The 14504-nt window shown below is 64.1% G+C and carries 9 protein-coding genes; 6 read left to right on the top strand and 3 right to left on the bottom strand.

Going from position 1 to position 14504, the window contains the following annotated elements; all coding sequences use genetic code 11:
* The first annotated feature begins 107 nt into the window (after positions 1–107).
* From K368_RS27180 to K368_RS0111240, 3 genes are all read left to right on the top strand, one after another.
* Positions 108–449 carry a hypothetical protein gene (locus tag K368_RS27180; RefSeq protein WP_245259565.1) on the top strand — a complete coding sequence of 114 codons (342 nt, stop codon included), beginning with the start codon at positions 108–110 and terminating at the stop codon, positions 447–449.
* A 42-nt stretch (positions 450–491) separates the two neighbouring features.
* Positions 492–1493, top strand: a complete 1002-nt coding sequence (locus K368_RS0111245) for a DUF1775 domain-containing protein (protein WP_027172494.1) — start codon at positions 492–494, stop codon at positions 1491–1493.
* A gap of 136 nt (positions 1494–1629) precedes the next feature.
* Positions 1630–3723 (top strand): TonB-dependent receptor, encoded by a 2094-nt coding sequence (locus K368_RS0111240; RefSeq protein WP_027172493.1) that lies wholly within the window; start codon positions 1630–1632, stop codon positions 3721–3723.
* Positions 3724–3834: 111 nt separating this feature from the next.
* Here K368_RS0111240 and K368_RS0111235 read toward each other — a convergent pair whose 3' ends face one another.
* Both K368_RS0111235 and K368_RS0111230 read right to left on the bottom strand, forming a co-directional pair.
* On the bottom strand, positions 3835–6255 hold the full coding sequence (locus K368_RS0111235; protein ID WP_027172492.1) for a penicillin-binding protein 1A: 2421 nt from the start codon (positions 6253–6255) through the stop codon (positions 3835–3837).
* A 173-nt stretch (positions 6256–6428) separates the two neighbouring features.
* Positions 6429–7703, bottom strand: a complete 1275-nt coding sequence (locus K368_RS0111230; protein ID WP_027172491.1) for an N-acetylmuramoyl-L-alanine amidase — start codon at positions 7701–7703, stop codon at positions 6429–6431.
* A gap of 770 nt (positions 7704–8473) precedes the next feature.
* Between K368_RS0111230 and K368_RS0111225 the strand changes: the two genes are divergently transcribed.
* Complete coding sequence (locus K368_RS0111225; protein WP_027172490.1) at positions 8474–11497, top strand: ribonuclease E/G; 3024 nt, start codon at positions 8474–8476, stop codon at positions 11495–11497.
* Positions 11498–11702: 205 nt separating this feature from the next.
* On the opposite strand, the gene K368_RS0111220 is transcribed toward K368_RS0111225, so the two are convergent.
* On the bottom strand, positions 11703–12893 hold the full coding sequence (locus tag K368_RS0111220; protein ID WP_051439846.1) for an aminotransferase class I/II-fold pyridoxal phosphate-dependent enzyme: 1191 nt from the start codon (positions 12891–12893) through the stop codon (positions 11703–11705).
* 184 nt (positions 12894–13077) lie between these two features.
* On the opposite strand from K368_RS0111220, the gene K368_RS0111215 reads away from it, so the two are divergent.
* Positions 13078–13881, top strand: a complete 804-nt coding sequence (locus K368_RS0111215) for a DsbA family protein (protein ID WP_027172488.1) — start codon at positions 13078–13080, stop codon at positions 13879–13881.
* Between the two features lie 112 nt (positions 13882–13993).
* Entirely contained in the window at positions 13994–14491 is a 498-nt protein-coding gene (aroQ, locus tag K368_RS0111210; protein ID WP_027172487.1) for a type II 3-dehydroquinate dehydratase, read from the top strand.
* Positions 14492–14504 lie beyond the last annotated feature (13 nt).

Below are 14504 nucleotides of genomic sequence, written 5' to 3'. Positions count from 1 at the left end.
TGCAACATCACTGCGCCACGCCTCGTCGAAGGTATGGCGGGATTATGTCCGTTGGGGTAAACGCTGGAGGTATGATGTCGGGAAATTCAGCGGCGGGCGGCGGGCGCGTGATCACGGCGGTGATCGCGCTCTATGCGTTCGTGCTGCAGGTCTTCCTCGCGACTCTGATGCCGCTCCCCGCGGCTAGTCACGCCGATTCGATCTGTTCTGGCCTGGTGGATGGCGAACTCGCCGCGCAGCAGCCAGACGGTTCGTCCCACGTCGGCCACAAGCTTTGCTGCACTTCCGCAGTCGCAACCGTTTCAGCTGATCAACCGGTGCTCGCGTCCAGCGCGATAGTCTGGGCGGCCCCGTCCGTCATCCATCTGATCTGGCGCGACGTAGCCTACCTCGGTGCACGCGGGCCACCGGGTTCTATCCCCCATCCGCGAGGTCCACCCGCCGCCTGAAGCGATTCGATACGTCGATTCCTTCAGACACGGACATTCATCATGAAACGGATATTGTGGTCGGAGCTTGCCACGGCGCTCCTCGTCACCCTCCCTACCGGCGCTGCCTTCTCTCACGCCACGATGGAGCGCAAGGAGGCAAGCCCGAACGCGAGCTATCGCGGCGTGGTCCAAGTCACACATGGGTGCAACGGCGAACCGACCAATCGAGTGAGCGTCACGATTCCTGAGGGTGTCATCGGCGCCAAGCCGATGCCGAAGCCGGGCTGGAGTGTGACGACGGAAATAGGTCCCTACGCCAAGTCCTATCCCTATTATCACAGCGACATTTCCCAAGGCGTGAGGACCATCACCTGGAGTGGCGGCCAATTGCCGGACGATCAGGTCGACGAGTTCACCTTCCTTGCCCGCATCTCCGATGCGTTCGCGCCCGGCGCGACCGTGTACTTCCCGGTCGAGCAGGATTGCACGAGCGGCAATCATCGCTGGAGCGACATCCCCGCTCCGGGGCAGAACGCCCATGCGCTGAAATCCCCCGCACCGGGCGTCGCCATCGTCGCAGCTCAGGCCCTGGCACCGTCGCGCGCGGCGTCATCCCCTTCGGGCCAGATCAAGGCCGGCGACCTCACCATCGATACGCCGTGGATGCGCGCCACGCCCGGCGGCGCCACCGTGGCTGGTGGATATGTCCGAATCAGTAATACCGGCAGACAGGCGGACAAGCTGATCTCTGCCTCCATTCCCGTCGCTGCATCCGGGTCGATCCATTCCATGACGATGGATGGCGGAGTGATGAAGATGGCCGTGGTGGAAGGCGGACTCGTGCTGAATCCCGGCGAGACCGTGGAGTTAAAGCCCGGCAGCTATCATCTGATGTTCGAGGGGCTGAAGGTATCGCCAAAAGTCGGCGAATCGATCTCGGGGAATTTGGTGTTCGAGCGCGCGGGCACCGTACCGGTCACCTTCGCCGTCGCGCCCATCGGCGCCAGGGCACCGAACGCGCCCGCAGCAAGCGAAGCGGCGGCCGGACAACACCAGCACTGAGCGTCCGATTCCGGACCGGCTTCGCGCTTTGGCGCTTTCGCCAACCGCGCGCACTCCCTTTCTCTTTCAGGACCCGCCGCTCCTCTGCCTCGATAGAGCGGAGTGTTTCATGGCGCGGGATCCGGAGCTTCCTGCCATGCCGTCGTTACGTCTTTCGGGGGCGTTCGCGCTCATCCTCCTCTCCTCCACATCCCCCTTCGCTCAGGGTGTGGCAAATGCCGAACTGCCCGAGCTCAGCGTCCAAGGGCCTTCGGCGGGTTCACTTACCGTGCCGAGCGTCGCTGCGCAGCGCGATACGGTGAACGCCACCGTCGGTTCGGTGGCCTTCGTCGATGCCAAGGACTTCCAGAACCGCTACGCCAACACCTTGCGCGACGTCTTGAAGGATACCCCCGGCGTGTTCGTGCAGCAGCGCTACGGTCAGGAGATGCGCCTGTCCGTGCGCGGCTCCGGCATTTCACGCGGCTTCCATCTGCGTGGATTGGAACTGCTGCAGGATGGCATCCCGGTGAATTCGGCGGATGGCAGCGGTGACTTCTACCAGATTGATCCGCTCGCCCTGCGCTCGGTCGAGGTCTATAAGGGCGGCAACGCGCTCACCTTCGGTGCGACGACTCTGGGCGGCGCGATCAACTTTGTCACGCCCACCGCGCAGACGGCCTTCGCGCCAAACATCCTGCGCGTCGATGGCGGCAGCTTCGGCACCATCCGCGAACACTTCCAGTTTTCGCGGATCTCCGGCCCAGCCGATTTCCTCGTCAGTGGCACGCTGACCAATTCCGATGGTTTTCGCGACCACGAAACCCAGCGGACCCAGAATTTCAATGCCAACGTCGGCTACCAGCTCGCGCCCGGCATCGAGACGCGGTTCTACGTCGGCATCTACCTCACCGACCAGAAGCTGCCTGGAACGCTCACGCTTCTCGACGCGCTCAACGATCCGACCAAGGCCAATCCCAGCGCCATCGCGGGCAACCAGTCGCGCAAGGTCGAGACCGAGCGGATCGCCAACCGCACCTCGTTCGCCCTCGATGTGGGCAAGCTCGACATCGACACCTGGGCGATCCACAAATCGCTCTATCACCCGATCTTTCAGGTCATCGACCAGGACGGCTGGACCTACGGCATCTCCCCGCATTGGGCCGGCACCTTCGACATCGGCGGATACCGCAACGATACGATCTTCGGCCTGCGCGCTTTCGCAGGGCAGAACTCGGCGCTGCAGTTCCAGAACGTCGCCGGACAGCGCGGCGCGCAGACGCTGAACGCCCTGCAGAGTTCCTCGAACTCCGAAGCCTATGGCGAGAACCGCTTCTGGTTCATGCCCGATGTCGCCCTCATGGCTGGCGCCAAGGCCTTTTCCTCGAACCGGACCTATAGCGACAAGGGCGGCTTCGATCCCAACCCGGCGGTGAAATTCGACGACCGGACTTATCAGGGAATCAACCCGAAACTCGGTCTGATCTGGCAGCCGCGGCCCGACATCCAAGTCTTCGCCGACATCACCCGCTCCCGCGACGTGCCGGATTTCAGCGACCTCAACCAGACCATCGGCACAACGACGCGGTTCGTGCCGCTCCAGGCCCAGCGCGCCTGGACCTACGAGGTCGGCACGCGCGGCCGCCTCGACCGGCTGGCCTGGGACGTGACGCTCTACCGCTCGGTGATCCGAGACGAACTCATCAACTTCAACTCAGGGGTGGGCGCGGCCACCAACATCCCGGCCAACACCTTCAACTCGCCGCGCACCATCCACCAGGGCGTCGAGGCGGCCGTGTCCCTCGACATCATCCGCGACCTCACCGGGGTCGGCGACAGGCTGTCCGCGTCGCAAATCTGGACGCACAACGACTTCCGCTTCGTGAACGACCCTGTCTTCGGCGACAACGCCATCGCGGGCATCCCGCGCGACGTGCTGCGCAGCGTGATCACCTACAATCACCCGAGCGGCTTCTATCTCAGCCCTTCGGTCGACTGGGTGCCGCAGGGCGCTTTCGCGGACCACGCCAACACCCTTCAGGTGCCGGGCTACACCCTCGTCAACGTCCAGACCGGCATCGATTTCGCCAACGGGATCTCGGTGTTCCTCGACGCACGCAACCTCGCGGATCAGCGCTACGTCTCGGACATCTCGGTGGTGACGAACGCCACTCTTACGGGCGGCAATCCGGTGGCGTTCTTCCCCGGCGTCGGCCGTAGCTTCTTCGGTGGCGTACGGGCGTCGTTCTGAAGCTGGCTTCCGCGCCCGTTCCACGGACGGGCGGCCGAGATGCCAGCTCCCGGATCACCCCCGTTTCGCTCAGGGTGATAAGGGCATACCGAAGCGGGGCCGGTCCGGCTTTCAGTACAGGCCGCCCGCCTGGGCAGCGCGATCCCCATCCACCGGCACCGCGGCGGGAGCGGCGGGCGCCGCGACGTAGGCGTCCGGCGGAGCGGTACCCGGCTTGAACGCCTCCAAGATCGTACCGGAGCCTTCGCCGGAGCCGGCACGCATGCCGGAGGCGACGTTGACGCGGATCAGCTTGATGCCGGGCGGCACACGGAACGGCGTCGGCGGCTTGTCCTTGAGGGCCTGTTTCAGGAAGTCGAGGGCGACAGGCGCCGCGAGACCGCCACCGGTGGCGCGGTCGCCGAGCGAGCGCGGCTTGTCGAAGCCGATATAGACCCCGACCGCGAGGTCCGGCGAGAAGCCGACGAACCACGCGTCCTTGGCATCGTTCGTGGTGCCGGTCTTGCCGGCGAGCGGCTTGCCGATCTGCTTCAGCAATGTCGCGGTGCCGCGCTGGACGACGCCTTCCATGATCGAGACCATCTGGTAGGCAGTGAGCGGATCGAGGACCTGCTCCGAATCATCCACCAGCTTCGGCTCGTCCTGGCCGGACCACTTTTCAGCGTCGCAGCCGAGACACTTGCGGTTGTCGTGCTTGTAGATGGTTTCGCCGACACGATCCTGGATGCGGTCGATGAGGGTCGGGCGAATACGGCGGCCGCCATTGGCCAGCATGGAATAGGCGGTGACCATGCGCATGACCGTAGTCTCGCCCGCTCCGAGCGACATCGGCAGAACGGGGAGCATATCATCGTAGACGCCGAAGCGGCGGGCGTATTCGGCAATGAGCGGCATGCCGACATCCTTGGCCAGCCGCACTGTCATCAGGTTCTTCGAATGCTCGATCCCGTAGCGGAGCGTATGCGGGCCGCCTGCCTTGCCATCGTAGTTGGAGGGCGACCACGCTTCCTGGCCAGGACCGGCCTCAATGGTGATCGGCGAATCCTGAACGATCGAAGAAGGAGTGTAGCCGTTGTCGAGGGCCGCCGAGTAGACGATCGGCTTGAAAGACGAGCCCGGCTGGCGCTGTGCCTGCGTCGCACGGTTGAACTGGCTCTCGTCATAGGAGAAGCCTCCCACCATGGCGTGGACGCGTCCGGTATAGGGATCCATGGCGACGATGGCACCAGAAACTTCGGGGCGCTGGCGAAGCCGGTACTGTCCGCGACCGCCATCAATCGCCTCGACATAAATGACATCGCCGGCATTAAGGGCGGCCGAAGGCGAGCGGCCGGTCCAGCGGGTGCCGTCGGCGGCGATAGTCCCCGTCTCACGATCTTTTGAGACTTGACCGGATGCTTCACGGCGAGGCTGCAAGCCTATCTGCGCCGCGCCTCCCGTCGTGCTCAGGACGACGGCGAGGCGCCAGGGCTGGACGTCGCCGAGGCCTGGCACTTCGGCAACGGCGAGGCCCCAATCGCGGCCGACGAGATCGACCTTGGCCTGAGCTCCGCGCCAGCCATGGGACTGGTCGTAGCGGATCAGGCCGTCCACGAGTGCCTTGCGCGCCCAGGCCTGCATCTTTGGGTCGAGGGTGGCGCGTACGGAGAGACCGCCCTCGTAGAGCTTTTTCTCACCATAGCGTTCCGTGATCTCGCGACGGACCTCTTCTGTAAAGTAGTTGGCGTTGGCGGCGTTGGCGAAAGCGACGCGCGGGTTGACGCCGAGCGGCATCTTGCGCGCGGCTTCACCTTCTTCCTTGGTGATATAGCCGTTCACGGCCATCAGGCCGATGATCTCGTTGCGGCGATCGAGGGCCTTCTGGGTCTGGCGGTACGGATGATAGTTGTTGGGCCCCTTCGGCAGCGCAGCCAAATAGGCAGCCTCGTTGATCGTCAGCTCGTGGACGGACTTGCCGAAATAATCGAGCGCGGCGGCAGCGACCCCGTGCAGATTGCGGCCCGGCACGATGGTGCCCAGGAAGATCTCATTGAGGTAGAGCTCCAGGATCTTGTCCTTGGAGTAGGCCGACTCAATCCGTAGGGCGATTAACGCTTCCTTGATCTTGCGGTCGAAGGTCTGCTCGTTGGTGAGTAGGAAGTTCTTGGCTACCTGCTGGGTGATGGTGGAGGCGCCCTGCTTCTTGCCGCTCTTGGCGTTGGTCAGGATCGCACGCACGACGCCCTCGGGGTCGATGCCGCCATGCTTGTAGAAGTTTTTGTCCTCGGCCGAGAGGAAGGCGGCTACGACGATCTTCGGCATTGCCTGGATCGGCAGGTATAGCCGGCGCTCATTGGCATACTCGGCGAGCAGGCTGCCATCCGCGGCGTGGACGCGGCTCATCACCGGCGGCTCGTAATTGGCGAGGGCAGCGTGGTCGGGCAGATCCTGGCTGTAGGTGTAATAGAAATACGCGCCGGCTGCCGACAGCAGCACGAATAACATCGCCCCGATGCTGAACAGGAAGCCGAAGAAACGAAGGATGAAGCGCATCCGGGTCCCGTCCGTCGATGATCTGCCGCTGCCGGTCCGGCCGAGAGGCGAGGATGACCGAGACCTCGATCGTCCCGGAAAGGCAAGAGTAACGCGACGACCCGTGATCGTTCGGAGGGCGTGGGACGCCTGTTCCGGGCCGGGGCGCCGTGAGCCCCGGTTTCACACCGTATCTATGGTGAAACTGGGGCGATTGCCGCAGAGCGGCGCGGCGCCACCGGCCGTGTCAGGGAAGTACGGTTGGCAAAGAACGCGTCGATGGCCTTCGCCATGCCGCCGGTCACGTCGGCTCGCCAGGATTCCGACTGGAGCAGGTCGAGGTCGCGCTTGCTCGACAGGTAGCCGAGTTCAACCAGAACAGAGGGCACGTCGGGTGAGCGCAACACGACGAAGCCGGCCTCGCGATGCGGCTTGGGGCTCATCTCCATCACCGGGCCGAGATAGGACATCAGCCCTTTGGCGAAGCCCGAGGAGAAGGTGCGCGTCTCGCGCAATGTCAGTTCCTGAAGGATGTCGGCGATGTGGCCGGGGCCTTCGCCGGAATCCGTGCCAGCGGTAGAGTCCGCCTTGTTCTCACGTTCCGCGAGCTTGGCCGATTCGGCATCCGTGGCCTTTTCCGAGCCGGTGTAGATCGTGGCGCCACGCACCTGTGGAGCCGACGAAATGGAATCGGCGTGGATCGACACGAAGAGGTCGGCGCTCGCCTCTCGGGCGATCCTCACGCGCTCGGCCAGCGGAATGAACACGTCGCGATCACGGGTCATCCGAACCCGGTAGCGTCCGGAGGCTTCGAGTTTACCGACGAGAGTCTGGGCAAAACCGAAAACGATGTCTTTCTCAAAGATGCCGGTGGCGGCGATGGCGCCCGGATCGATGCCGCCATGGCCGGCATCGATCATGATCAACGGTCGGGCATCCGTCGGTTCCGCCTTGGCTTCCTTGCGGGCTGGAGGAGACGGGTCGTTCGCCACGGCGGCTCGGCGGAAGGCATCGCGTTCGGCCTTCTGAAACTCTACCGAAAGGAGCGTGGCGCCATCCCGCATCCGCGTCGTCGTTTCGATGCGCCCAACGGTAGCCGGCTGAGCAAGGTCGACGACGATGCGCGAGCGCCCGGGAGCGAAGAGGCCGTAGCGGAACGAGGAGACCAACCCTTCGCGGCGTCGCCCAATATCTGGTCCGAGCTGGAAGTTCACTTCCGTAAGGTCGATGACCGCCCGGTCAGGCCGCTCCATGACGAAGGTGCGCGCCTCGATCGGCTTCGACAAAGTGAGCGTCAGTTTGGTCGATCCGCCCACACCGGTCGAGAGGTCCGCCGCGATGGCGACTGCAGATTGCTGGCCGGATACCGCCGGATTTGTCCGAATGTCGTCCTGGGCAGCAGCCGGAACGGCCATCGTTAAGGTCGATAGGATGATTGCGTAGCGCAGCGTGCGAGCGAGAGGCGGCATCGATCCGGCAGTCGTTGTCCTGAAACCAGGAGGCCCTCGGAACCGGCAGACCTCTGGAACCTAGCGGTCTTCGGAAGCGCGAGCGTTCGATAAGGGATACGGCCAGGATGGTTAACCGTTCCTCTCCGACCTAGTGGCGATGCAGCCGGTATGTTGCAGTGGGGCGACAGGGCTGGACCGGATGACCACATGGTGCAACGGCGTCAAAGTTGTAGCGGCGACGGTCTTGCTGCTTGCCAAGAGCCCGCGACGATCTGTAATGGTAATGTCCCTCCCCGGGTACCGTGCGGTCTCATTCGCGGCCCGCGAGAGCGTCCTGGCCAGTCGCCGTGCCGCCTCGCAGTCGGCTCTTCGCGTCAAGTCCGTCGGCGTATTTGAGTCCGGGTGGGTACCGGTGCATGCGGCGATCGTTTCGCCGTGGCGCCGTTCTGGAAATCAGCGGCCGGCAATTGCTCGGCCTCAAAGTCTTCGTGAGGTCAGGGAGCGGATGGACGAACGCACAGCATCGGTTGCCGTTGCTCGTGTTCAAAGCGTACGCGTTTCGCGTGGCGCCGGTTCGCCGTCGGCCCTGGCCATGTTCAACCCCACCCGCGCCGATTACAGGCGCCTAGCGGCGGTTGACGGCAATCCCTTCCCCAAAGCCCCCCTGGCCCGCCTCTTCGGGCCTGGGCGTACGCTCCCCCCGGCGGCCGATGGGCCGGGACCGGGTAGCGCTTCGCCGGGACAGTTCGGCTGCAGAAGGACGACGTCGATCGCCATGAAAGTTCGTCATGGCCAACAACAAGATGCTCATCGATGCGATGCACCCGGAAGAAACCCGGGTCGTCACGGTCCACGGGTCTAGGGTCGAAGAGTTCGACTTCGAAGCGGCAAACCGGCGGCAGCTTCGCGGCAACATCTATCTCGCGAAGGTGACGCGGGTGGAGCCTTCGCTCCAGGCTGCGTTCATCGAGTATGGCGGCAACCGCCATGGCTTCCTCGCCTTCAGCGAGATTCATCCCGACTATTACCAGATCCCCCTCGCCGACCGTCAGGCCTTGCTGGAAGACGAGGCACGGGACGCTGAAGAGCATCGCGAGCGCGAGGAGCGCAAGCCCCGGCGCCGCTCGCGTGGTCGCCGCGCAGAGGCCGCCTCGGCCAAGACTAGCGAAACGGTGAGTGCGGAGGATGCGTCCAAGACCGGCGAGGTACGTCCCGTTGACGAGCCGACGCCGCAGGAACATGCGCAGCAGAACAACGCATCGGGCGAACATCCCATTGTGCCCGAGATTGGCAGCCAGGCTGATGCCGTCCCGTCCTCAGAGAAGGCCGTTGACGAGACGGTGAAGGACGAAGCCGCCGCGTCCGATGCTGCGCCCGGCGTCTCGTTCATCGAGACCGGTTCGGATGCGTCGTCAGACCTGCCGCCCGCTTCACACGACGATGAGCCCGCCGCCCCCGTCGAGTCTCCCGCTTTCAGCCTCGAAACGGCTGCTCCTGCGGACGATGTCGTCATGGAGCCGGTGGCCGAAGGCCATCCGGATGCCTCCGCTCTCGAAAACGAGACCGATGAGAGCGACGATTCGGACGAAGACGATTCGGATGAGGACGACGATTCAGACGATGAGGACGAGGACGAATCCGACGACGAGGATTCGGACGACGATCATGAAGGGGAAGATGGCGAGCACAAGATCGCCCAGGTGGGCGGCAACGGTGACGCGCTCGCGGAAATCCCCGAACGTCCGCGCACCTATCGCCGTCACTACAAGATCCAAGAGGTCATCAAGCGGCGCCAGATCATCCTCGTGCAGGTCGTCAAGGAAGAGCGTGGCACCAAGGGCGCGGCGCTCACCACCTACCTGTCGCTGGCCGGCCGCTACTCGGTTCTGATGCCTAATACCGGTCGTGGCGGTGGTATTTCCCGCAAGATCACCTCGGCCGCCGACCGCAAGCGCCTCAAGGAAGTCGCCCAGGATCTCGAGGTGCCGGAAGGCATGGGTGTGATCCTCCGCACCGCGGGCGCGTCTCGAACCAAGCCCGAGATCAAGCGCGACTTCGAGTATTTGATGCGCCTCTGGGAAAGCGTGCGCGAGTTGACGTTGTCCTCCTCAGCGCCGGCCCTGGTTTATGAGGAAGGCTCGCTTATCAAGCGCGCCATCCGCGACCTCTATAACAAGGATATCGACGACATCCTGGTGGCGGGCGACGAGGCTTACCGCGAGGCCCGCGACTTCATGCGCATGCTGATGCCAGGCCAGTCCAAGGTGGTGCAGCCCTACCGCGACCCGACGCCGATCTTCGCGCGCCACGGCGTCGAACAGCAGCTCGATGCGATGTTCTCGACGCATGTGACGCTCAAATCCGGCGGCTATCTCGTCATCAATCCGACCGAAGCCCTTGTCTCTATCGACGTCAACTCTGGCCGATCGACCCGCGAGCACGACATCGAGGATACGGCACTCCGCACCAATTTGGAGGCGGCCGAAGAGGTCGCCCGCCAACTGCGCCTCCGCGATCTCGCCGGTCTCGTCGTCATCGACTTCATCGACATGGAAGAGAAGCGCAACAATCGCGCCGTCGAGAAGAAGCTCAACGATTGTCTGAAGAACGACCGCGCCCGTATCCAAGTCGGCCGGATCTCGCCCTTCGGCCTACTCGAAATGAGCCGCCAGCGCATCCGCACCGGCATGCTTGAGAGCTCGTCGCTCCCTTGTGTCCATTGCGGCGGCTCGGGTTATGTCCGCGCTACGGCATCGGTGGCATTGCAGATCCTGCGCGCTATCGAGGAATCGCTTCTCAAGAGCACGACCCACAACCTCATCCTGCGTACCCGCACCGAGGCGGCGCTCTACATCCTCAACCAGAAGCGCGCGCATCTGCGCGAGTTGGAGATCCGCTTCGGCGTGACCGTCACGATCGCCGCGGACGAGCGATTGGCCGCGACATCGGCATTCCAGCTTGATCGGGGTGAGTTGGCGATCCGAAGCGAGGGGCCCGTTACGGGAATCCGCGCCGTCGCGATCTCGCCTCAGCTTGATGCAGACAATGATATCGATAGCGACGAAGAAGAAGAGGCCATCCTTGAGGCTGAGGCTGAAGCGGTCGAGCCGGATGCATCACCCGATAAGTCGAGCGAGGGCATCGGTGAGGGCCGCTCAGGCGGTCGCCGTCGTCGTCGGCGGCGGCGCGGTGGTCGCCACGAGACTGGCGAGTCGTCAGGGGATCACGCGACTGGCGAAAATGAGCAGTCCATCGACGACGATGCGGATGGCGAGAGCCAGGACAAAGACGATCAGACTGGCGAAGATCTAGGCGATCGGGCTCTGGAAAATGAGGGCGATAAGGTCGTCGTAGCGGATGCTTTGGACGGTGAGGCGACGCCTCGCTCCGACTCGTCCGACGATGAGGGTGCCGGCCGCCGCCGCCGCCGTGGACGGCGGGGTGGACGCGGGCGCGACCGCAACGACGGTCGTCCGCGCGACGAAGCCGATGCTGAGCAGAATGAGCCAGTCTCGGCAGACGAGACGACACCCGTTCCGACTGATGTGCCGCAGGAGCCTGTCGAGGCCGAACAGGCGACCATGGCGGTGGACCTGCCAGTGGCCGACGTGTCTTCGTCCCTGGGCGTCGAAACGGTGGCGTCCGAGTCAGCGCCGATCGACACGGTCCCAACGGACATCACTGCCGATCCGGTGCCCACTCCGGTTCCGGCGCCCGAGCCGGTGGCCGTAGTGCTGACGCCGATCGATCCCGACCGCCCGAAACGCGCCGGCTGGTGGTCGCGGACCAAGGCAGCGCTGACCGGCGAGTAAGCTAAGGGTCCAAAGCGCGAGACATGTGGTTTGACAGGGTCGCATCCGAATGGGATGCGGCCCTTTTCGTATGCGCCAGACACAAGCTTCCGCTATGCCGAGCTAGGCGGGTTCTTGAACCTCAACCGCTAAACGCGGCGGCGAGCGACGAGTACGAAGGGCCCCGGAGGGATCCGGGGCCATCTTCAGGTCGATGGCGGGGATCTCACCCAAGCCATGACTTCAGGCGCCGCACGGCTTCCACGCAATCCCGTTCGGACCCTGCAAAGGAGAACCGCACATGGTGGCCTCCATCCGTCGCATCGAAATCGAGGCCAGGGGTCGCGGCCACCCCGGCCTGATCCAGCATCCGGCGGCAGAAGGACGATGCGTCGTCGGTAAGGCCGGCCACATCGGCATAGAGATAGAATGCGCCATCGGCCGGATGTGTTCGCCCGAGGCCGAGGGAGGGAAACGCGTCGAGCAGCAACGCCCGGTTCGCCGCGTAACCGAGGCGTATCGTCTCCGCCTCCTCCATTGCGTCGAAGGCCGCCAGTGCTGCGACCTGTGACAGGTAAGGAGCCGAGATGTAGAGGTTCTGCGCCAGCCGCTCGACGGGTCGAACCAGCCAGGGCGGAACCACCATCCAGCCGATGCGCCAGCCAGTCATGCAGAAGGTCTTCGAGAACGAGTTGATGACGATTGCATCGACATCAAACTTCAGCGCGGTTTCCGTGGGAATGCCGTAGCTGAGCCCGTGATAGATCTCATCCGAGATGAACGGCAGCCCAAGGTCGCGGGCAGTGGCACAGAGTTCCGCGAGACGGGCAGGCTCGATGACAGTGCCTGATGGATTGGCTGGGCTCATTACCAGTACACCAGAAAGTACCTCGCGGTGATGGAGGGCGCGCAAAGCCTTGCTCGTTGGAGCGAAACGGTCTTCGTCGCGCAGGACCATGGGTACGGGAACGAGGTCGAGCGCGTGAAGGATGCTGCGATAGGCGGGATAGCCCGGCTGCGGCACCGCAACGCGCGCGCCAGCATCGAACAGGCTGAGAAGAGCGAGCACGAAGCCGGCAGAGGAACCGGTGGTGACGACGATCCGATCCGGCGTCACGGTGACACCATAGGCGTCGCGATAATGCTGGGCGATGCGCTCCCGAAGGGCCGGCATTCCACATGCATCGGTATAGGGCAGCTTGCCGGTTTCCAGAGCGCTCCGTGCGGCCTCGATCACGCGACGCGGCGCGGGAGCGGAGGGTTGACCGATTTCCATATGGATCACGCCATCACCCTGTCTGTCGCGGATCGCGGCGGCTGCCATGATGTCCATGGCAAGGAAGGGTGCCACGCGGCCCGCGCGCAGCGAGGTCTTGGCGGAAATGCTGATGTCAGGGCGATTGGCGGCTGGTGTCATGGCGCTGGCTTACTCCGCCGCGCCCTTCCCTTCCAGGCCGCCGGTTTGTTCCGGCCTCCGGTTCGGGATGTGGCGGATCGCGCGAACAATTGACCCGCCGCCGCGAAAACGCCTAACCCGGTGACTAACGACCGGTTGTCTCGAGCCTGATCACGGCCGACGGGACGCGACCCCGCGAGGATCAATGCGCCTGCTTCGCCACCTTCTTTCGTCCGTTGCCGTCGCTGGCGCGCTGGCTTCCGGTCTCTCAAGCGCCGTTGCGCAGGCGCCGGCTTCCGCGCAGACCACAGCGGCCGCGGCCTTCAGCGATTTGCAGCGTCAAGCGATCGAGGCGATCATCAAGGATTACCTCGTCAAGAATCCCGATGTGCTGCAGGAAGCTATCGCCGAGGGCGAGCGGCGCCAGCAGGAGACGCAGAAGCTGGCGCAATCCGCCGCTCTCAAGGAATCCCGTGAGGCCCTGGTCAATTCGCCTCACAGCGTCGTGGTCGGCAACCCGACCGGCGATGTCACCCTGGTGGAGTTCTTCGACTACAATTGCGGCTATTGCCGTAAGGCGCTTGCCGACATTCAAACGCTAGTCAAGGGCGATCCAAAGCTGAGGGTGGTTCTGAAGGACTTCCCTGTCCTCGGCGCAGAATCTCTCGAAGCCAGCAAGATCTCGCTGGCAGCCAAGCAGCAGCTTAAAGGCGACAAGTTGTTCGAGTTCCACGTCAAGCTCTTGGAAAGCAAGGGTCGGGTCAACGGTGAGCGCGCAATCGCCCTGGCCAAGGATATGGGCCTCGATATCGCCAAGCTGCAGAAGGATGCGCAGGGGGCGGAGGTGAAGGCAGCGCTCGCGGAGAATGTCGGCCTCGGCGACAAGCTCGGCCTTTCCGGCACGCCCGCCTTCATCATCGGCGATGAGATCATTCCCGGCGCCGTCGGCGTGGAGCCGATCCGTAAAACCATCGGTGATATCCGCCAGTGCGGCCACGCGAGTTGCTGAAGGCTCATGCTCCCCGGCGATTGTTCCGGCTCGCACCTGTCGCTACCTGGAACGATCGTCTAGGACCACCGCCCCGGCCGCTCGACTCAGCCGGCGCTTCGAACGCGATGTCATGATCCCGATCCACGTCCTTCATGGACCGAACCTCAACCTCCTGGGGCGCCGCGAACCCGGCATCTACGGAACCGCGACGCTCGATGACATCGAGCGCGACCTTCGTGCGCGCGCGGAGACGCTTGGCGTCGCGCTGACCATGCGTCAGACCAATCACGAAGGTGAGTTGGTCGGTTTCGTGCAGGAGGCTGGTCTTGCCTGCGCCGGCGTGCTCATCAATGCCGCTGCCTATACCCATACATCCGTCGCGTTGCGGGATGCGATCGCCGGTAGCGGCGCCATTGCGGTCGAGGTGCATCTCTCGAACGTGCATGCGCGCGAAGCCTTTAGGCATGTGTCGCTCATCGCGCCGGTCTGCGCTGGAATCATCTGCGGGTTTGGGCCGCACAGCTACGGTCTGGGTCTGGAAGCCCTGGCGCGGCTGCTGAAAGCCCGCTTTCCATCTCTTCCCTCTCTCCTGTCCAACGCTTCGTCGGACGCCAACTCTCAAGACTGACCGGAATGGCCAA

It is taken from the genome of Methylobacterium sp. 10 (genome assembly GCF_000519085.1).
Lineage (GTDB): Bacteria > Pseudomonadota > Alphaproteobacteria > Rhizobiales > Beijerinckiaceae > Methylobacterium.
This window is presented reverse-complemented; position numbering and strand designations above follow the sequence as displayed.

Excerpts from the sequence above, each read along its gene's own strand:
- K368_RS0111220 (WP_051439846.1), bottom strand. The coding sequence starts at position 12,893 with ATGACACCAGCCGCCAATCGCCCTGACATCAGCATTTCCGCCAAGACC.
- aroQ (WP_027172487.1), top strand. The coding sequence starts at position 13,994 with ATGATCCCGATCCACGTCCTTCATGGACCGAACCTCAACCTCCTGGGG.
- K368_RS0111225 (WP_027172490.1), top strand. The coding sequence starts at position 8,474 with ATGGCCAACAACAAGATGCTCATCGATGCGATGCACCCGGAAGAAACC.
- K368_RS0111215 (WP_027172488.1), top strand. The coding sequence starts at position 13,078 with ATGCGCCTGCTTCGCCACCTTCTTTCGTCCGTTGCCGTCGCTGGCGCG.
- K368_RS0111235 (WP_027172492.1), bottom strand. The coding sequence starts at position 6,255 with ATGCGCTTCATCCTTCGTTTCTTCGGCTTCCTGTTCAGCATCGGGGCG.
- K368_RS0111240 (WP_027172493.1), top strand. The coding sequence starts at position 1,630 with ATGCCGTCGTTACGTCTTTCGGGGGCGTTCGCGCTCATCCTCCTCTCC.
- K368_RS0111245 (WP_027172494.1), top strand. The coding sequence starts at position 492 with ATGAAACGGATATTGTGGTCGGAGCTTGCCACGGCGCTCCTCGTCACC.
- K368_RS0111230 (WP_027172491.1), bottom strand. The coding sequence starts at position 7,703 with ATGCCGCCTCTCGCTCGCACGCTGCGCTACGCAATCATCCTATCGACC.